Origin of the sequence: Acinetobacter sp. 22512 (assembly GCF_052044755.1) — a bacterium.
Lineage (GTDB): Bacteria > Pseudomonadota > Gammaproteobacteria > Pseudomonadales > Moraxellaceae > Acinetobacter > Acinetobacter pittii.
Window position 1 is genome coordinate 72414 of sequence record NZ_JBQENP010000010.1, and the last position, 19286, is coordinate 91699.

At 38.7% G+C, this 19286-nt stretch carries 19 protein-coding genes and 2 pseudogenes; 9 read left to right on the forward strand and 12 right to left on the reverse strand.

Annotation, left to right across the window (positions count from 1 at the left end):
- Window positions 1–30: 30 nt before the first annotated feature.
- The 6 genes from cap4 to ACTJJG_RS12135 form a co-directional block, all read right to left on the reverse strand.
- Complete coding sequence (gene cap4 / locus ACTJJG_RS12110) at window positions 31–1425, reverse strand: CD-NTase-associated endodeoxyribonuclease Cap4 (RefSeq protein ID WP_023187982.1); 1395 nt, start codon at window positions 1423–1425, stop codon at window positions 31–33.
- Window positions 1426–1427: 2 nt separating this feature from the next.
- Window positions 1428–1889: a Mov34/MPN/PAD-1 family protein gene (locus tag ACTJJG_RS12115; protein WP_005314752.1), complete on the reverse strand. Its 462-nt coding sequence runs from the start codon at window positions 1887–1889 to the stop codon at window positions 1428–1430.
- Between the two features lie 5 nt (window positions 1890–1894).
- Window positions 1895–3607 carry a ThiF family adenylyltransferase gene (locus ACTJJG_RS12120; RefSeq protein WP_046128204.1) on the reverse strand — a complete coding sequence of 571 codons (1713 nt, stop codon included), beginning with the start codon at window positions 3605–3607 and terminating at the stop codon, window positions 1895–1897.
- Window positions 3607–4620: an SMODS domain-containing nucleotidyltransferase gene (locus tag ACTJJG_RS12125; protein WP_046128205.1), complete on the reverse strand. Its 1014-nt coding sequence runs from the start codon at window positions 4618–4620 to the stop codon at window positions 3607–3609. The genes ACTJJG_RS12120 and ACTJJG_RS12125 overlap by 1 nt, the downstream gene beginning before the upstream one ends.
- 113 nt (window positions 4621–4733) lie before the next feature.
- Complete coding sequence (locus ACTJJG_RS12130; protein WP_440608950.1) at window positions 4734–4913, reverse strand: hypothetical protein; 180 nt, start codon at window positions 4911–4913, stop codon at window positions 4734–4736.
- A gap of 205 nt (window positions 4914–5118) precedes the next feature.
- Window positions 5119–6201 carry a helix-turn-helix domain-containing protein gene (locus ACTJJG_RS12135; protein ID WP_046128206.1) on the reverse strand — a complete coding sequence of 361 codons (1083 nt, stop codon included), beginning with the start codon at window positions 6199–6201 and terminating at the stop codon, window positions 5119–5121.
- Window positions 6202–6629: 428 nt separating this feature from the next.
- On the opposite strand from ACTJJG_RS12135, the gene ACTJJG_RS12140 reads away from it, so the two are divergent.
- Window positions 6630–7265: a hypothetical protein gene (locus ACTJJG_RS12140; RefSeq protein WP_178882891.1), complete on the forward strand. Its 636-nt coding sequence runs from the start codon at window positions 6630–6632 to the stop codon at window positions 7263–7265.
- A 341-nt stretch (window positions 7266–7606) separates the two neighbouring features.
- On the opposite strand, the gene ACTJJG_RS12145 is transcribed toward ACTJJG_RS12140, so the two are convergent.
- Window positions 7607–9562 carry an alkyl/aryl-sulfatase gene (locus tag ACTJJG_RS12145; protein WP_000693745.1) on the reverse strand — a complete coding sequence of 652 codons (1956 nt, stop codon included), beginning with the start codon at window positions 9560–9562 and terminating at the stop codon, window positions 7607–7609.
- A 75-nt stretch (window positions 9563–9637) separates the two neighbouring features.
- Here ACTJJG_RS12145 and ACTJJG_RS12150 point away from each other — a divergent pair, with 75 nt between their 5' ends.
- Complete coding sequence (locus ACTJJG_RS12150; RefSeq protein ID WP_001223318.1) at window positions 9638–10339, forward strand: IS1-like element ISPa14 family transposase; 702 nt, start codon at window positions 9638–9640, stop codon at window positions 10337–10339.
- Between the two features lie 100 nt (window positions 10340–10439).
- On the opposite strand, the pseudogene ACTJJG_RS12155 reads toward ACTJJG_RS12150, so the two are convergent.
- Window positions 10440–10700 (reverse strand): annotated as a pseudogene (locus tag ACTJJG_RS12155) (integrase core domain-containing protein); the annotation flags it as partial.
- Between ACTJJG_RS12155 and ACTJJG_RS12160 the strand changes: the two are divergent.
- Window positions 10688–11137 (forward strand): hypothetical protein, encoded by a 450-nt coding sequence (locus ACTJJG_RS12160; RefSeq protein WP_171294499.1) that lies wholly within the window; start codon window positions 10688–10690, stop codon window positions 11135–11137. The pseudogene ACTJJG_RS12155 and the gene ACTJJG_RS12160 sit on opposite strands and share 13 nt — an antisense overlap.
- 168 nt (window positions 11138–11305) lie before the next feature.
- Here the strand turns inward: ACTJJG_RS12160 and ACTJJG_RS12165 are convergent.
- Together ACTJJG_RS12165 and ACTJJG_RS12170 are read right to left on the reverse strand one after the other, a co-directional pair.
- Window positions 11306–12151, reverse strand: a pseudogene (locus ACTJJG_RS12165) (YifB family Mg chelatase-like AAA ATPase); the annotation flags it as partial.
- A 65-nt stretch (window positions 12152–12216) separates the two neighbouring features.
- Entirely contained in the window at window positions 12217–12444 is a 228-nt protein-coding gene (locus tag ACTJJG_RS12170) for an accessory factor UbiK family protein (protein WP_002121136.1), read from the reverse strand.
- 278 nt (window positions 12445–12722) lie between these two features.
- On the opposite strand from ACTJJG_RS12170, the gene glnK reads away from it, so the two are divergent.
- The 6 genes from glnK (at window position 12723) to ACTJJG_RS12200 (ending at window position 18223) form a co-directional block, all read left to right on the forward strand.
- Window positions 12723–13061, forward strand: a complete 339-nt coding sequence (glnK, locus tag ACTJJG_RS12175; protein ID WP_000780326.1) for a P-II family nitrogen regulator — start codon at window positions 12723–12725, stop codon at window positions 13059–13061.
- 57 nt (window positions 13062–13118) lie between these two features.
- Window positions 13119–14513 (forward strand): ammonium transporter, encoded by a 1395-nt coding sequence (locus ACTJJG_RS12180; protein ID WP_005079483.1) that lies wholly within the window; start codon window positions 13119–13121, stop codon window positions 14511–14513.
- 158 nt (window positions 14514–14671) lie between these two features.
- Window positions 14672–15130: a transcriptional regulator NrdR gene (gene nrdR / locus ACTJJG_RS12185; RefSeq protein WP_000543541.1), complete on the forward strand. Its 459-nt coding sequence runs from the start codon at window positions 14672–14674 to the stop codon at window positions 15128–15130.
- A 15-nt stretch (window positions 15131–15145) separates the two neighbouring features.
- Window positions 15146–16231, forward strand: coding sequence for a bifunctional diaminohydroxyphosphoribosylaminopyrimidine deaminase/5-amino-6-(5-phosphoribosylamino)uracil reductase RibD (ribD, locus tag ACTJJG_RS12190; protein ID WP_032070645.1), 1086 nt, complete (start codon window positions 15146–15148; stop codon window positions 16229–16231).
- Window positions 16228–17520 carry a DNA adenine methylase gene (locus ACTJJG_RS12195; protein ID WP_002121221.1) on the forward strand — a complete coding sequence of 431 codons (1293 nt, stop codon included), beginning with the start codon at window positions 16228–16230 and terminating at the stop codon, window positions 17518–17520. Before ribD ends, ACTJJG_RS12195 begins: the two co-directional genes overlap by 4 nt.
- Window positions 17521–17563: 43 nt before the next feature.
- Window positions 17564–18223, forward strand: a complete 660-nt coding sequence (locus tag ACTJJG_RS12200) for a riboflavin synthase (RefSeq protein WP_002121149.1) — start codon at window positions 17564–17566, stop codon at window positions 18221–18223.
- A 60-nt stretch (window positions 18224–18283) separates the two neighbouring features.
- On the opposite strand, the gene ACTJJG_RS12205 is transcribed toward ACTJJG_RS12200, so the two are convergent.
- Entirely contained in the window at window positions 18284–18502 is a 219-nt protein-coding gene (locus ACTJJG_RS12205; RefSeq protein WP_002121224.1) for a hypothetical protein, read from the reverse strand.
- Between the two features lie 131 nt (window positions 18503–18633).
- On the reverse strand, window positions 18634–19272 hold the full coding sequence (gene blhA, locus ACTJJG_RS12210; protein ID WP_017481908.1) for a cell division protein BlhA: 639 nt from the start codon (window positions 19270–19272) through the stop codon (window positions 18634–18636).
- Between the last annotated feature and the right edge of the window lie 14 nt (window positions 19273–19286).

Below are 19286 nucleotides of genomic sequence, written 5' to 3' on the forward strand. Positions count from 1 at the left end.
TTAGTAATATTATCGACTAGTCAATTCTTCTTATATGCTCAGCTCGGCCGTAGGGATATATTGCCCATCTACCCAATCGTAAAGCTGAATATCACAAACACCATTCAAACGATGTCCCAAGACCATTGCAAAAACTGAGGGTGCTTTAATAAAGAGGTGTAATTTAGATAACTTATTTTCAGATTTGAATGAAACTAAAGCGGATTTTGCCTCTCTCACAGCAAGATTTAGAGTTTCCATATTATCAATCGCATAAGAGCTTTCTAGATTCAGTCTAGGTAAGCTCTTTACTTCATTTATTGTAGAGTCAATGTCTTTACCTATAGCTGTAGGAAATCCGATAGTAACTATGGCTTCAGTTTCTCCCTGTAGCTCAACAGGGGCGATTTTATTAAAAAATTGTCCCTCTTTCTGTTTATGGTCATCAGTGCGATAAGCGAGGCCATTATGTTCTATTTCAAGTAGGAAATTACGTGTGGCACTAAATACATAGCCAAGCATACATGCGGTGGACATTCTTTGTTTACCGTCTATAAGGAGGGTTCTACGGTCACCACTGCTATGAATGAAATCCCCAATCGATACCGCTTTTTTGATTAGGTTGTTCCAGTCGCTGGAGGTTTTTTGGGCACGATCAGGACCATTGAAATCACGAATATCTAAGTTTAAGTCTTGGTACTGACTGGTTGAAGTAGAAAGGTTAATTTTGATAGGATCTGATAGCCATTGGCTTCTATCTTCTTCAAGAGCATGGCAAATAAAATTTTCAAAGTCTTTGCGATGTATTGGACCAAAAGAAGAACGAGAAATCAATTTTTTAAACTGATCTCTTAACTGTTTGGCTTTACGTGTAGTGAGTTCGATATTGGATAATTTCTCTTCTATTTCGCCTATAAATACAGAGTCGCTATCTTCAGCATTGAAAGACAGGAAATCAACATGGTCAAGTGCAAACTCAGCAAGTGAGGTTTCGAATCCCTTATCGCTACACCACTGAATAATATCCTGACGACTTTTTTGTAAAATCACAGAATCGGCACTGTATGAAGAGCCAACGCCTCTAATTCTCTCAATCTGGGCAAGAAATGGGTGAAGTGTAGAGGTATAGAGTGGGCATACTAAACTAAAGCGAGTATATTCACTTGATGGAATATCAAACGCCTCCTTGAAGCGCTTAATTTCTTTCCAGAAGTCTGTAGAAGTCAGCGAATGATTTTTAGCTTCATACATGACACGCTGGAAATCTTTCTCTGAAGAGAAGTAGCAAACCTCAACATCACCTATTGATTCACTCACAATGTGACTAAAAGCACTTTCAGATAGCCATAGTGGCAGGTTCTTTAATACAAAGGCATCCTGATAATCAAACCCTACTCGTGCAATTGCACCACCAGTTGATTGTTTTTCTAACAGACTTGCACTCATTATTATCTCTCTAAATCCAGGGTGGATGGGTAACAGGAACCATCTGGTAGGTAGGTGTGGGCACTGCCCTCAAGATGATTGTTTTTTAAATGAAAAATCAGTAAGACTACAAAATTTGCACCCACTTTTGGGTCGGACACCAATTCCCTCATGGTGTGATGGTCTTTACTGCTGGGTTGTACACTAAAGAGAGGATGGCTATGCCATTCACCTAAATAGTTAAATTTTTGATAATTATTGTTTGTTGATTTATGAAAAAGGCGAATTGCTTTAATAGCATCCGTAATTCCACGTACAAAGGATGCTATCGTTCCACTCTTTTGAACAGTTAATGAGCTAACTCTAAAATGGTTTGTACCTATATGCTCACCCATTAAAACACCGCCACATTCGTGGGTTCCAGACTTCAACAGGGCTTTTATCAGTAAAATTTGTATATCAGTAGGAATGGATATTTTCAGCATTAGTATTAACCTTTCATCGGTTCAGGCTCTTCAATAGAATTGCCATTTTCACTTTCAGATATCTGTTTATCCGTAGGAGATTCCGTTACTAACGCACCTGAACAATCGATAGGATGGGTATCAAAAGGACATTGAAATATCCAATATTTACGGAACCCTATTAAATATGCTGAATATGGATAAGAGGATTGCTCATCAATTGTACATAAAGTATCTAATATGAACTGAGTCATAGACGCTGCAAGAGCCGTTACATCTGCATCTGATGCAATATATGTTTGGTTTTGTGTTTGAAAGCCGTAATTATTAACTTTGCCTTCTGGGATTGGTTCCAACGTTTGTAAGACACCATAAATATGATTGCGAAGCTCTAAAGGTGAGGCATCTAACGTTGGGCGACTACGGGCCATCATTGCTCCACCACCGCCACCAAAGATTTCACCCCATACCATTGGTATATGTTTTCTTTTAGCAATCGCAGCTAAGGTTAGAAATGTATGTGAGCTTGCTGTCGCATCAATAATCAGATTACATGTACCAATGGCATTAGCAATATTGGAATTTAAATGAGGATTTTCCTGTCCACCAATTTGCATTTCATACGTTTCAACCCGCATGTCTAATGCAGTTCGTTTTAATGCTCTTTCAACAGCATGGGTTTTAGCAAAGCCAACATCTAACCAGTTGAGTTCATTACGGACAAGATTCTGGGGTGCCAGAATATCATCATCAATAAGTAGAAAGTTTTTACAGCCAGACCGTGCCAGTGAAATTGCAATTTTACTTCCTAACGATCCAAGACCAACAATTACTATCTTTGCATCATTGATATTGCTAAATTGTGCTGGCAATCTTTGATTCTGATCATCATGTAGATTAATAGCTGGATAACTTACGAAAAGTGGTGCTGTATTATTAATTAAGAATAGTTCCAAGTTACCTTTTAAGTCATATAACAATAGAGGCTTTATGGAACTTGTGAATTCCTCCTGAGTAGGCCATAAATTGCCTAAAAAGGATTCTAACGAAAGTCGATCATTTACAGATTCCTTTAATAAAGGAACAGAATCAACTCTTATTGCCCATCCAGACAATTCAAATCTTTCATTAGAAAATGATGGGACGATGTCAGGTAGAGGTTTGTTCTGAATATTTGTTGGAACAATAACAGTCTTGTCCCGAAAGCTTGAGATGGCAACCTTAAAGTCCATTTTTTCAGGGTCACTATTTAAGAGTATGTGACGTAACATTGGTGTTTCAATGAACCTTTCTGAAATACCTCTTAATTTTTGACCTATTGTTTCAGAATGCCTAGAGGGCACAGGTTCTACATCCATCTCCAATACAGTCATTGCGTCTGTTAATAAAAGAATCTGGGCACTTCTAATTAGTTCCACTCCACTGATATTGGTATTCCAATTATCTGGACCGTATTCTAGACACAGCACTCCTGAGCCACCGTACTGGTGCAAAATACTCCATCTTTCACCAGATTTTTGTGGGCGTATATATGCTGGTAGCTCTGGGAAAAGCTCTGGATATACTAAAACACCATTAAAATCTATAGTTCCTATCTTGAGAGAGAAGTTTAAATGCAGTTCATTAGTGTCTGTTGAGTTCCACTCCTGAATCTTAAAACTGTTTTCCTCATTTTCAAGATCGGTCAATAACTGCCGTTCTTGAATCAAGCGTTCTAATGGTGTTTTTAGCAGTTCCATTACGCAAAGCCTCCTGGTTTATTTGGATAAACAGGGGTTGATGGAAATGTTAATCCTGCACCTAAAGCTGAACGGATTAAAGAGCTGGCCATATCAGCAGAATTTGCACTTTTGTGTGATGCCGAACGAGGAAAACGATTACCCAAGACCTGCCGCCATAGAGCTAATGCTTTATCATCATCTGTTTCATTTAAGGCATTTCGTGCAATAGCAGCTTGTTCTTTTACCTTTTCATAAAAGGTTTTGAACTCATCTGCTGTGACCGCAGAAAAAACATTATTGCCTGCAACACCAGGATCTTCTAAATGTGGAATTATGCCTAGTGACGCATAAATCCCATAAGAATCCCTGATTGTTTCTAAAAGATAAACAAACAACTTTTCATAGTTGGATTCGTAGTAATTCATATGATTGGCAACCAGGCATTCTAAAATGAATCCTTTTGGTCGTTTTAAATCAGATAAGTTCTCACGACGCCACCATTTAAATAGCTTCACAAGAGGCTTAAATCGACCATTTGCATTTTTATTCACCTCAACAGTCCACTCGGTATGGGCTGGAGGGTTGGTAACTAGCCATTCTTCAAGATGAATGTCTGGAATCAGATAGCCACCATATCCATCTGAAATGATAGGGACAACATCCATATCAACTTTTTTCAACTTAACATTTACTGAACGACGGTTAACGGTAAGATCGGTATATCCAATATCCTTTAATGCTGTATGGACTGCATCTAAGACAATTTGGGGATCATCGTTAATTGTATGGTTGGTGCGAGCAATAATATCTACATCTGGTCTTTGTGTAATCCCGCCTATGGTGGTCGGACGTACTGCCGTACTTCTTTTATAAGAACCTGATAAGAACGTATGCACATGTACTTTGCTGAATTCATTATGCACTTTTAAAGCATCACGAAGCGTATTATGTGCGCTTGAACAATCATTAACCGTTGTTGTAGATGGTTCAATATCGGAAAGTAGGTCAAGAAACTGCTGTTGAGTTGTCATAATTCTCTCTGAGCCCATGTACTAAAATGGGGCATAAATTAAGTGCGATCAGAAAAATTAAATAACCTACTGCTGTGAACTTTGTTGCACAGCAGTAGGTTATTTAACCTCGTTTACGATATTGAGTTTGAGTTATCAGGATCATCCGATTTTTTATTACGGATAGCATCCTTTTCTTCTTTCAATGGCCGAGTTCTGGGAAATTTAAAATATCCAGTTGGATGGAAAATAATTTTTCCAGATTTATGGCGATAAGATTTACAAAACACGAAGTCTTGATTTTCGGTAGGCATTGTTAGCCCTCCTATTTTGGCGGCTCGTTTTTCAGGGCGCATACCAAAATAAGCGGGTAAATCTTGAGATTTACGGGCCTAAATGTTAGAATGGGGTTCTGACAGCCAGATCTAACATGAGGTATGCGTAGGGCTTAGAGCCATATGCCTTTCCTGTGTGAAAATCTATCAAGCCGACTCTACCCAATAGAGTCGGCTTTTTAATTTATGAAACCATCTCGATAGTCTCCATTGAATCTAGGTCAAAATAATATAGTTTTTTAAAGTCATCTTCATATAAGTCAAATAATTGAGATAACTCACTAATGACAGATGTTGATGTTTTTTTTGCGTCTATTGCGTAGTCAAAGAGCATTGAAGCTACTCTATATGTCGCTTCTCGATCCAATTCATTTGGTTCAACTTTACGATAACCACGCATAGCCATTTGCCGCCATAAATTGGCACTTTGACTTGAAGTTATAGTTCCTAACTCTGACGCCCTATAGATTAAGGCCGCCATTGAGGTTTTCCATTCCTTTTTAAGTCTTAGATAATGAGCTAAATTGGTTGAACCTAATTGATCAATAATTTTTTCTTCTGGCATTAAGAATTCGGCAGCAAAGTCATTTGCTTCTTTTTCCATGAACTCAGATGGCTCTTCATGGAGGACCAAATGCCCAAGCTCATGTGCTAATGTGAAGCGTATTCTGTCATTTGGTTGGTTTGCATTTAGAAATACGCATGGAGACACACCATGCATTTTTAAGGATACGCCATCAACATTGTTATCTTTAAAGTCGCATAAAAAGACTAAAACCCCTGCATCTTCCACAGTGGCAGTTAGGTTTTCAAGAGGTTCCTTTCCTAACGCCCACAATGATCTAAGCTTTTTAGCCGCTTCTTGAGGAGTGTTTACATCTAGGCCAATTTTAAAAGTTGGTAAGGAATTTTTTCTTTTTGGCACATTTGTGAACAATTCTAATGTTTGTACATGGCCCATTTTTAACATCATTTCAGCATTCATGCGGCTCAATGCTTTAGCTGTGGTAGAGCTTTTTTTTCTATATGCATGCAAACTAATTGGTAGTGCATTTAGCTTTTCAATATGTTCGAAAAATCGTATAGGGAAATGTAGGGCATTGGATAGATTTTGGATAACTTCATCGGAGGGTTTTAAGTCCCCACTTTCAATTTTAGATAATGAAGCCTGGGTAATAGACTGTCCCATTACAGCAATTAGTTCAGTTTGACTAAGACCACGAAAGTTTCGTGCAATACTAAGCATGTCAGGATTGAAATGAGTCATATTCACCTCCAAGATCATTGACTTACAGATCAAGTTAATCGAATGATAACTGAACAAAAAAGCATATGCAAATTTTTCTTCAAATTATTCCTAAAATGTTTCGTTTTTATCTAATCTTGCTTTATGTAGTAGTTTTTTTTTATTCAGGCACAATATATAGTGTTTTTGATTTTACATTTTATTTGATTTTTTTAAATTTACTTGAAATCTTATATCAAAATTTGAGCATGAGAATATTATGGCAAAGATAGAAAATGATCAGTGTTCTTGTGAGAGGTAGCTTAACTTTTGAGTATTTAGAAAAGGCCACTTTATTAAATCTTTGATCATTTTTTGGGAATGTTAAAGTGATTTATTCTTATAAAAATCAGGTTTAAGGGCGATTGGGTTTTTTGGGTAAGTTAATTTTGATTGTTTGAGGCGAGATAATGACTGAAGATGCGAAATGTAAGATTCTAGATATTCTGTTGGAAAAGTGGAAGAAAATTTTACTTGGGCGTTATCCTGGCTGTGAAGAGTTAATTGAATTAGCACTTAAAAGTCTTGAAGCATTAACAGAACGCTTTTATGGTTATGAACTTAATGATACCCAATTCGACACGGCTATTTTATTAGAACAACAATATCATCAAAGATTGGGTGAATTAATTGTTGCTGACCGTCTTTTAAGAGATGGATTTGAATTGAGTAGTAAAGATTTCGGACCTGATTTCAAAGCTACAAAAAACGGGAAAACAGTTTGGTTTGAAGTTGTTACTCCGAATCCAAATGATGAAATGGTGCAAATCTTGGAAGATGTGCAAGGACGGTTATTTCCAAAACATGAAACTAATTGTCGAGAGAATTCTTTAGCATTGTTGAAAATGACAGGGGTTATAGAAACTAAGGCTAATATTATAAAAGGTTATATTGAGAAGAAAATTATTCCTGAAGATGAGCCAGTTGTAATTGTTGTAAATGACTCATTGTTTTATCCACTAGATGTCTATATGGTTGGGGTAACTGAAGAGGTACAAAAAGGGTCAAGTGGCTTACCATTTGTTATAGAAGCTTTATTAATATAAAAGCTTATTTTCAATAAAAAACACATCATAATACCCCCTTGCCTTTTAACCACAAAAATATTGAAGTTATTATTTAGAAGCAATTAATAGAAAAATAAACAAATCTTTTTTAAACAAGCTACTAATAAAAATATCTCCATCGAAAATAAAGTATAAAAATTCAAAAACCATTTAATAAAGTATCAATAGAGTTAAAATACATATAGCTTACTTTTAATTTTAAAGAGGAATACAAGAAATAATTTCTTGTATTCCTGTTATAAGATTGGGAGAACCAAGTTGATAATTTCACCCATTTCTTTGGATCTATTAATTTAAGTTTCGACTTTACTTATTTGAGCTTAGCCATTTGGTCGAGTCACAATCGGGAAAATTGAATCTGGACGTTTAAACATTGCAAAGAATTTTCCAATTTTCAGTGGATTACCTTTGACTTTACTGTCTTTAGAAAGCAGGACTTTTACCCCTTCTATTTGACCTGTAATCATTTTTAGATATAAGGGCTTGGTTAAGGTTAATGTAGGGCAATCCAATGCCAAATCTTTACTTTCATCATAACGCTTAAACTGCATGACTGAGTTTTCAACCCATAATGAAAAATGCTCTTTGGTATCCGACAAAACCAGATTGATACACTGGTTTTCATTTTTTAAATTTTCCACATCTAAATTTGTCGCCATAGCTTCAAGAAATCTTTCAGTTGGTGTATGAATCAATAAATCACTCGGATCAGAAGTATTTTGTAGGGGTACATTATTTTGTAGCTCTTGAGCGCCCACCAAAAAGAAATTACGCCAAGTTGAAGCCTCAGCAGCATAGCCCAATTGACGATAAGTATTCGCCAATAAGTCTTTTGCTTGTTGGTTTTGAGGGTTATTCAACACAATATGTTTTAAAATCTCGGCAGCCCATCTATAGTCAGCTTGAGCGTAGGCATCCCGCGCATTTTTCAATGCATTGTTCTCCCCACCTGCTAACTCAATATATTTTTTTGCAACAGCTTTAGGGGGTAATGGATCTAAATTGGAAGGATGGGCATCGAACCATCCCATATAATATTGGTATACTGCTTTTACATTATGTTTTAGGGTTCCATAATAGCCATGAGCATATAGTTTTTGATCAAGTGCCGCTGGAAGCTTAATTTTTTCGGCAATTTCAGCGCCATTAAAACCAGAGTTCATATATCTCACCGTCTGATCATGCGTGAACTTATAAACATCTCGCTGGGTTTTAATAAAATCTTGAATATTGTCATTGCCCCAGACAGGCCAATGATGCTGTGCAATCAATACATCGGATGCTTTGGCATGCTGCATTGCTTGGTCTAGATAGCCCACCCATTTTAAGGCATCACGGACTTTAGCACCCCGAAGGGTATAAAGATTATGCATGGTATGAGATAGAATTTCTGCGCCGTTATAAAGTTTCAATGATGGGATAGAGAACGTTAATTCTGCTGGTGCTTCTGAACCCGGCACGTTATAAAACACAAAATCCAAGCCATCAACCGTCATTTTCTGTTCTGGTTGAGTGATCAGTTGTGTAGGCTCAAGGATGCCCATTTTTCCCACAGCAACAGCCTTACCTAAACCTGTATCCACCAATCCTTCCGCATTTTTAGGTAGAAAAGTTCCATACATATAAGTCGCACGACGTATCATGGCTGAACCTGCCATCACATTTTCACTGGTCGCTTCTTCCATAAAGCCTTTTGGCGCAATAATTGGAGTTTTTCTAGCGTTAATTTCTTCGCTAGAAAGAACGCCTAATGCACCACCAAAATGATCGATATGGCTATGGGTAAAGATAATGGCTGAAATTTTTTGCTCACCTAAATGCTGTCTAGCAAATTTAAGTGCTGCTTCAGCCGTTTCTTTAGAGGTTAATGTATCCACAATAATCCAGCCAGTATCACCCTGAATGATGGTCATATTTGCCAAATCAAAACCACGAATTTGCCAAACTCGATCTGTTACTTTAAATAGCCCAACATTGTTGTTTAATTTTGCTTGTCGCCATAGAGTGGGATTAACGGTATTTGGTGCTTGATCTTGTAAAAAACTAAATGCATCAAAATCCCAGATAACATTGCCTTTCTCACTTTTAATTTGACCTGTTGGCTTGGCAATAAAGCCCTTTTGAGCCTGATTAAACTCAGTCATATCCTCTAAGTTATACTTCGCCTTATATGTATTATTTGATTCAATGACCGCTTTTTCTACTACAGTATTTGCTGCAAAAACAGAAAATGGCAGAATAAGCATCAATGAAACTGTTAAAAACTTAATTTTCATCTTCTTTCCTTTTTTTGGTGGTGTTTCAAAAAGTATGCTGAAACAAAGCAGGTTGAATTTTGATAAAATAGAGAAATGCGAATAACTCTAGAAATCAAATGTCCAACCTGCCTCAGTGACAGTATAAAGAAAAATGGCATCAAAGTAGATGGGAAACAAAACTATCAGTGCAAAGACTGTAAACGTCAGTTTATTGGTGACCATGCTCTGAGCTATCTAGGATGTAATTCAGGCATTACTCGAAAAATATTACAGTTGATGGTCAGAGGTAGTGGTATACGAGATATCGCTGAAGTTGAGCGAATCAGTATCGGTAAAGTTTTACGTACTTTAACCGAATCGACCTACCAAATTCAGCCTAAACAAAGTCATTATGAGTCTCTTGAAGTTGATGAGTTTTGGACTTTTGTGGGAAATAAAAATAATAAACAATGGCTTATTTACGCCTACCATCGAGAAACAGGTGAGATTGTTGCTTATGTTTGGGGTAAAAGAGACTTAGCTACAGTTCAACGATTGAAAACAAAGCTTAAACAATTAGGTATTCACTACACCCGAATTGCAAGTGATCATTGGGACAGTTTCATAACTGCTTTTAAAAACTGCAAGCAAAGTATTGGTAAATTTTTTACTGTAGGTATTGAAGGTAATAATTGCAAAATAAGGCATCGAATTAGGCGTGGTTTTAGAAGGAGTTGTAATTTTTCAAAAAAGATTGAAAACCATTTTAAAGCTTTCGACTTAACCTTTTTTTACATCAATAATGGCTTCATTTAATGTCAGCATACTTTTTGAAACACCACCCTTTTTTTAAATAGAGGTGGTCCCACATGTTTGAACAACTAAAAGCTTATTTATAAGTGATACTCTGCTCTAGTTAAGCTACCTTATTTTGTTGTGGTAGCTGGTCATAGTAAAACTCATCTGGAGTCATTTTGTCCAGACTCGAATGAGGTCGTTTCAAATTATAAAATTCAAAATATGCGTTTAATTGCTTCTTCGCATCCAAAACATTGCTGTAGGCTTTGAGATACACCTCTTCATATTTAACGCTCCGCCATAATCGTTCAACCATCACATTATCAACCCATCGACCTTTACCATCCATGCTGATTTGGATGTCATTTGATTTCAATACATGGTTTAGACAGGCCTTATTGGCAGCCTCCAGAATCCCCAACTGAGCCTTATCAACTTAAATGGAATACAAGAACTGATGTATTTAAAGATAATGGCAGCCCTGTATCAACAGATAGATTTCAATCGGACGAATATAAACATATATCTGGTGTGTTTGTAATGACTGCACGAGAAGATTACGGAATTAGCCTTTCTGTATATGGTGATGAAAAAAATGTAGGCTTATTGGTTAAGAACTTAAATAGTAATAATATTCTGCCAGATGGCCTACTTAAGACACGCACTTATGATAGTAATGAATTGCGTAAGTTAATAGATCCAACTATGCGTAAGCCAATAACTAGTTTAGTTACCCGCACTTTACATGGGCAGTATTTCTTCATGGTTCAGCATCTGAACAAACTTTCCCAAGAACATGTAATAGAGGAATCGTAGTAGAAAATAAATTTAATGAAAAATACAAATACAAAAGATATGGCTGAAGTTTTTTAAAAGTTAGGAATACATTTGACTATTTTGAAGCAATTTACTCTTCTTTTAGGTGTTATTAACTTTTTTAATTTTGTCGCACAGTTCTTTGTAATGTCGCATAGTTCATTGGAAATGACAACCGCCCCCAACTAGTGCAATGGCTGATGCTGTATGGTGGGGCGCCCGAAATGGACGCTGACCAAAGGTATGCGGTGTATTTGAAATAGAATAAATACTCGCGACTTCAAGCGTTTCCTGATTAGAAAGAGGTGGCAAAATTGAAGGAAGACGTGAAGCGAGTAAAGTCTTACCTGTACCTGGTGGTCCTTTAAAGAGCAGCGAATGCCCGCCTGCGGCGGCAATTTCTAGTGCGCGACGTGGACGTAGCTGACCTTTTACATCTGCCAGATCAAATTTATAAGGCATTTGGTTTGAGGTCGCTGCAGGTTCAATCGAAGATAGTGATTTCATGCCCAAGAAATGATCACAAACTTCTTTTAAATGGCTCACTGGATAACATTCAAGATTCGGTAAATGGCTAATATCCTGACTGTTATCGAGAGGTAAAAGCATTTTATGCTTGGCCTGTTGACACGCCATTGCCAAAGTTAAAGTACCTGACACTGGTCTTACATGGCCATCTAAAGCTAATTCACCAATTAATTCAAAATCTTCGGCACAGTTTTCTGGGAGTTGGTCAGATGCAATTAAAATACCTATAGCAATAGGTAAATCTAGGCGTGACCCATCTTTGGGCAGATCAGCTGGTGCAAGATTAATGGTCAATCTTTTAGTTGGAAATTGAAATCCACTATTAATAATAGCTGAGCGAACTCGGTCTTTACTTTCTCTTACTGCCGCCTCTGCTAGGCCGACAATAGTAAGAGAAGGTAAGCCCTGACTCACATGTACCTCAACTTCAATCAGAGGTGCATGTAAACCTAAAAGTCCCCGTGTATAAATTTTAGAAAAAGACATCTTATTGTTCCATTATGGTGCTTCATTTTTAATCGTTGTAAAGTATAAATGCGCTACGTTGGTGCTTATTTTTTATTCTTTAAAGTTTCTTCTAACAAACTTACTTGTTTTTGTAGCTCTTCTAAACGTTGATTGGCTGATTGAAGTGCAGTCTTTTGACGGTCGATCTCTTGTTTGGAAACAAGATCCAACTTTTCGACCGCTTCATTTAATAATGCACGTAAATTTTTTTCCAAATCTTTTTTAGGCTCATCAATTTGTTCCAGAATGGCCTGTAGCAAAGTTTCTAGCATGAAATATCCAAAGTGTTGTATTACCTTATGCTTTACAGTTTAACACTGCTTAAGCGCTGGATATAGGTTTCAATTTTTTTAGTGCAAATAGATCATTAAATCAGCATACAACACTACTGAAAATTCATTTTATTTTTGATAGCTCATCTACATCTTGCTCACTAAATAGGTTATAAAGAAAGTTCATGCAAAAGATTCATTTCCCTCAACCTTTGAAATATTGGCATGAAAATTGAACATAAAACCTTACTGGTGAAAAGAAGCCGAAGGAAACAAACATGAAGCTTGTAACTGCAATTGTAAAACCGTTTAAATTGGATGACGTGCGTGAAGCACTCTCTGACATTGGTGTACAAGGGATTACCGTAACTGAAGTTAAAGGTTTTGGTCGTCAAAAAGGGCATACTGAACTCTACCGTGGCGCGGAGTATGTGGTTGATTTCTTACCTAAAGTAAAAATCGAGATTGCGATTAGTGATGAAATGGTCGACGCAGTAATTGAATCAATTACACGTGTCGCAAGCACTGGAAAAATCGGCGATGGTAAGATTTTTGTGACTAACCTGGAACAAGTAATCCGTATCCGTACGGGTGAAACTGGACCGGATGCTGTCTAAATTGGCACAAAGCTTGCTGAGTAGAAAATAACTCGCAAATGAGGTTGGGGGACACGAATGAAAAAAATGCTTATGGCGCTCAGTCTATCAGGCGCTCTTTTGGGTGGTACTGCCGTTTGGGCAGAAGAAGCTGTAACAACACCAACATCGGAAGTTGCGGCTGCATCAACATCTCCAGCTACTGCAACTACTGCAGAAGCACCAGTTGCTGAAACTCCAGCAGCTCCAGCACCGACACCTACGCTTGATACGGGTGATACCTCTTGGATTTTAGTTTCAACCGCATTGGTTCTATTAATGACCATTCCGGGATTGGCATTATTCTACGGCGGTATGGTACGTAAAAAAAATGTACTCAGTACGATGATGTTCAGCCTTTCAGCTGCAATCTTGGTAAGTTTGCTGTGGGTGATTGCTGGTTATTCAATCGCGTTCTCTGGCACAGGTGCATTTTTTGGTGATTTGTCTAAAGCAATGCTAAACGGGGTAGCGTTTGATGCATTAAGTGGGACAATTCCTGAAAGTCTCTTTGTTATTTTCCAAATGACTTTTGCCATTATTACAGTGGCGATCCTTAGCGGTTCTATTGCAGACCGTATGAAATATTCAGCTTTCATGGTGTTTATTGCAGTTTGGGTGCTCGTTGTTTACGCACCAATTACCCACTGGGTGTGGGCTGCAGATGGCTGGTTATTTAAAGCAGGCGCATTAGATTTTGCTGGTGGTACAGTTGTACATATCAACTCAGGTGTTGCAGGTCTAGTTGCTGCTTACATGCTTGGAAAACGTATTGGCCTTGGCCGCGAATCTATGGCTCCGCATAACCTGACTTTAACTGTAGTGGGTGCAAGCTTACTTTGGGTGGGTTGGTTCGGCTTTAACGGTGGTAGTGCTCTAGGCGCTGGTGCTCGTGCAAGTATGGCAATTTTAGTGACTCAAGTTGCCGCTGCCGCTGCTGCATTCTCTTGGTTAGTTGTTGAACGTATGATCCGTGGTAAAGCATCTGTATTAGGTGGTGCTTCTGGTGCGGTAGCTGGCTTAGTTGTGATTACACCAGCAGCAGGTTTTGTTGGAGTAGGCGGTGCTTTAGTGATGGGCCTTATTGGTGGCGTAGTATGCTTCTGGGGTATTACAGCACTTAAACGCTTACTTAAAGCCGATGATGCTTTGGATGCGTTTGGTTTGCATGCGGTAGGTGGTATTGTTGGTGCGATTTTAACTGGCGTATTCTACAGTGACGAAATTATTAAAGCAGCGAACGTTGCATTAGCTCCAACATTCGCTGGCCAATTATGGGTACAAGTTGAAGGCGTATTGGCAACCATGGTTTACAGCGGTATCGCGACTTTCGTTATTCTTAAAGTGATTGATCTTGTGATTGGTATTCGTGTTAATGCTGATGATGAACGCATGGGTCTGGATTTAAGCCAACATGGCGAACGTATTGAATAATCATTAATATATCTGTCTTAAAAGAACAGTCTTGCGCTGTGATCAAAGCGATGCTTTGATCTTGCTCAGGACTGTTTTTTTGTCTTGAAGAATGCTGGTTCTGTAAGTGTAGAAATTTTGCTACACTAGGTCAAAGTAATCGACCCTATAAATCCGCTATGCATTGTCCATTTTGCAACGCCGCAGATAGTAAAGTCATCGATTCACGTTTAGCCGCCGAAGGCTGTCAGATTCGTCGACGTCGTGAGTGTGTAAGTTGCGGTGAACGTTTTACCACTTTTGAAAGCTATGAAGTGGTAATGCCCCGTGTGATCAAATCGAATGGAAAAAATGAACCTTTCGATGAGGCCAAATTACGCCGTTCGTTAATGCATGCTTTGCAAAAACGTCCGGTCACACAAGAGCAGATCGAAACAGTTTTAAGTGATATTCAGTTGCAGATTCGCCGTTTAGGTGAGCGTGATGTGAAATCTAGAACAATTGGCGAAATTGTCATGCAATCTTTATTTGCCCTTGACCATGTTGCTTACGTCCGATTTGCTTCTGTCTATCAAGATTTTCAGGATGTTGAAGCGTTTCGCCGTCAAATAGAGCAAATGCAGCAACGTGAACACTAGTCATTTGAGATTTTTATGTCTGAGTTGAAACAAGATCAGTATTGGATGCAGCAAGCTATTGAACTGGCCAAACGAGGACTATATTCGACCAAGCCTAATCCAAATGTTGGTTGTGTGATTGTCAAAGATGATCAGTTAATTGGACAAGGCTTTCATCCAAAAGCAGGTCAGCCACACGCTGAAGTTTTTGCCTTACGTGAGGCGGGTGAACATGCAGAAGGTGCAACGGCTTATGTCACGCTTGAACCATGTGCGCATTATGGCAGAACCCCTCCTTGTGCCGAAGCATTGGTGAAAGCTCAAGTTAAAAAAGTAGTGGTTGCTTGTCCTGATCCAAATCCATTGGTGGCGGGGAAAGGTGTTCGGATTTTAAAAAATGCTGGAATTGAAGTTGAAGTTGGCATTTGCGAAGATTTAGCATCAAAACTTAATCAAGGTTTTTTAAAGGCAATGTCTACAGGTATGCCTTATGTACGTTTAAAGGTAGCCTCAAGTTTAGATGGGCGTACTGCAATGGCATCAGGTGAGTCGAAGTGGATTACTGGTTCGGCTGCACGCCAAGATGTACAACATTGGCGTGCCATTTCTGGAGCAGTGATTACAGGTATTGAAACTGTGATTGCAGATGATTGTCAGCTTAATGTGCGTTCACTCAATAATTTTGATATCGAGACAGTTGCTCAGCCAAAACGTGTTGTTTTAGATCGCCAAGGACGTTTACCACTTAACGCTAAGATCTTAGAGAATCCTGAAACTGTGATGGTGATGGGGCCGTATCGTCAAGAACTTACTGATTTAGGCGTGATACAATTAGAAATTCAGCCTTTAAAAATGCTGTTACAGACCCTATCTAAGCAACATCAAATTTATGATGTGTTGGTTGAAGCTGGCGCAACATTGTCTACTGCCTTTTTGCAAGAAGGTTTGGTGGACGAATTGATCAGTTATATTGCCCCGACCTTATTGGGGAAAAGTGCAAGGGCCATGTTCAATGCAGAATTTGAATATATGGCAGAGCAACTTCGTTTTACACTTCTTGATGTGACACAAATTGATCAAGATATACGCTTAAGGTTAATCCCTACGCAAGAGAAAGTATGAATTCAGAGCCTTCGGTTTATCACAAACGTCGTCATGCAGCCCGTACGACAGACGAATATCTTTTCCATCAGCTTGTGCCGTACTTGGGTAACAAGCGCCGATTGCTCCATCTAATTTTAGAAGCCCTTGAAATTACAGGGACGCTGAATAGCAAAAAAAAGAATCCACCGATTTTTGCCGATTTCTTTGCCGGCAGTGGCGTCGTATCTCGTTTAGCACGTCAAAATGGTTACCGTGTGATTGCGAATGACTGGGAACCTTATAGTCATGCTTTAAATCATGCGATTTTAGCCTGTGTAGATGCACCTGCTTTTAAAGAGCTGGGTGGCTATCAAAAGGCAATCGATTATTTAAATCGCTTACCTGAAGTTAAAGGTTGGGTAACGCATAACCTTTGTCCACGTAACGATGATGTATACGATCCAACTCGTGACCGTTTATTCTTTAAACGCCGTAACGGTATGCGTATCGATGCAATTCGTCAGCAGATTGCAACATGGCAGGCACAAGGTGCAATTAATGATGTAGAGATGAGTGCTTTACTTGCGCCATTGCTCTATTCAGCTAGTTTTGTCAGTAACACCAGTGGCGTATTTAAAAGCTTCCACCAAGGGTGGGGCGGACGTACTCAAACTGCGCTAGAACGAATTGAGTCATTACTTTGGTTAACACCGAGCCGTTTTTGTGAGATTGGTGATCGCAAACGTCCGGCTGCTGAAATGTGGTGTGTAGATTCACAACATCTAGCAAATCAAATGAGTGGTTTTGAGGTTGATGTTGCCTATCTCGATCCACCATATAACCAACACGCATATAGTAGTAATTACCACGTCTTAAATGCATTAACTTTATGGGATCAGGTGGATTTACCTTCACCGGATACCAAAGGTTATAAGAGTGGTATTGATAGAGCATGGCGTAAAGAACGCCCAAGTCCATATAACTCTTCTAAACATGCAAAAGATGCGTATGAGAAATTACTTTCAACGATCAATGCACGCTATATTCTGACCAGCTATTCAACTGATGGTAATATCGAGCCGAAAGATTTACTTATGGCCAATCTGGAACGAGGCAAAGTGACCTTGTTAACACAAGATGTTCCGCGTTATCGAGTGAGTAAACAACGACAGTCTGAACGTGCACGCGTGCTTGAGTTTATTGTGATTACTGATACTCATGCCAAGTCAGGACCACCATTACGTCAGTTATTAGGCCAGCTTTACCACTTCGCCGAGCTAGGTGGTGTAGATACCTCAGGCAATAGTACACAGCTCGCACTTTGGTAAGCGCTGCAATTTAAGCAGTGTAAAAAGATTTGGAGATTGAGCCATGTTTACAGGCATTATTGAAAGTTTAGGTAAAGTTGAAAGCCTGCAAAGTGTAGGTGGTGATGTGCGTCTACGTATTCAGACTGATCTGGATATGTCTGATGTACATTTGGGTGATTCGATTGCAACCAATGGTATTTGTCTTACAGTGATTGAATGGGGCGATAACTGGTACGCAGCAGATGTTTCCCGTGAAAGTTTAAATCGAACGACTTTAGGTAACTGGAAAGTTGGTCAACGTGTCAATGTTGAAAAGGCAATGTTACCGACAACGCGCTTTGGTGGGCACATTGTAAGTGGTCATGTTGATGGCGTAGGTGAAATTACCGTAGTGCGTGAAGATGCTCGATCAATCTATTATGAAGTTACAGCACCGACAGAACTTGCTAAATATTTGGCGGAAAAAGGCTCTGTAACCGTTGATGGAATTAGCTTAACGATTAACCACTTACGTGGAAATATTTTAAGCTTGAATTTGATTCCGCATACCGCAGAACGTACCAATATTGGAACATGGCAAGTAGGCAGTAAGGTCAACCTTGAAGTCGACGTGTTGGCGCGTTATATCGAGCGTTTATTGCTAGGTGATAAAGCAGCTGAACAAAAAACTGAGTCAAATATTAGTATGGCTTTTTTAGCTGAAAATGGTTTTTTAAAATAAAAGCCAGATCATCAAAATAAAAAAACCGGACATATGTTCCGGTTTTTTTATTTTTAAAAATTAATGCTTGGTGAGAGTAACCGAATGTGTGCCGACCCATGGTTTAGTATGCTGAGTACGTGTAATTGAAAACTCACCTTTTTCCGACGCTCGTGTCAACAAGATTGAAAGCGAATTAAAGTCGTTATGACTCATATAAAGTTCTTGTGCTGAAAATGTCCATTGCTCACCCTGATTAAGCTGCTCAAGTTGCTTTGAAATCTGATGCGGAATGTCCATTTCTTACCCTCATTAATTATCTTAAAATCACTACTTTCTATTCTCATAATCAATTGATCTACAAGAATAATATTTATGTCTATTTTGTGACATATAGGTGTCAGTTTTATGACAGAAGAAGTTTTAAAACTTTACTTCTCTATTTTTTCATCAGAAAACTTAGAGTTCTTTAAAATGTATTCAATTTCTTCTTGAGCTGCCGAATGTAGTTTGGCTCGGAAAGCCGTTACAGACTCTTCAATTAAGTTTTCAGCTTCAAGTTCTAAACGAATGCGTAAACTTTCAAGCTCAGATAAGATTTGATCATCGGTGATACTGAGTTTTACACCAGCAGAGTAATTGACGGATGGGGTTTCAGGGTTTTTCTGATAACGTGCAGTTTGTTCTGCAACTTCTTGTTCTAAATGGCTACGTAATGTCTGTAATGTTTCAGTCTGTTCATTAAACTTGCGAATTTCGTCTGCTTGCAACTCCGCAGCATAAGCAGCTTCTGATGCACGTTTATCAGCAAGTGCTTTTTCTAAAGCGAGTTGACGACGGATACGTGCTTGCTCAATAAGCTCTGCCTTAAGGTCCGCGTAAGCTTGTTCAATTTTTTGCTGTGATTCTAACTGCGCTTTTTCGTCATTTAAAACCCAAAGCTGAATAGGGGTTTGTGGTTCTAATAAGTCACAAATACGTGCCAGATCCTGTTGATAGGCATGACGGACAGCTTCAGGCGCATTTAACCATCTTTTTTTAAAATCTTGCCCGACATTTAATGCCACCATGCTTCTCCTTTGTT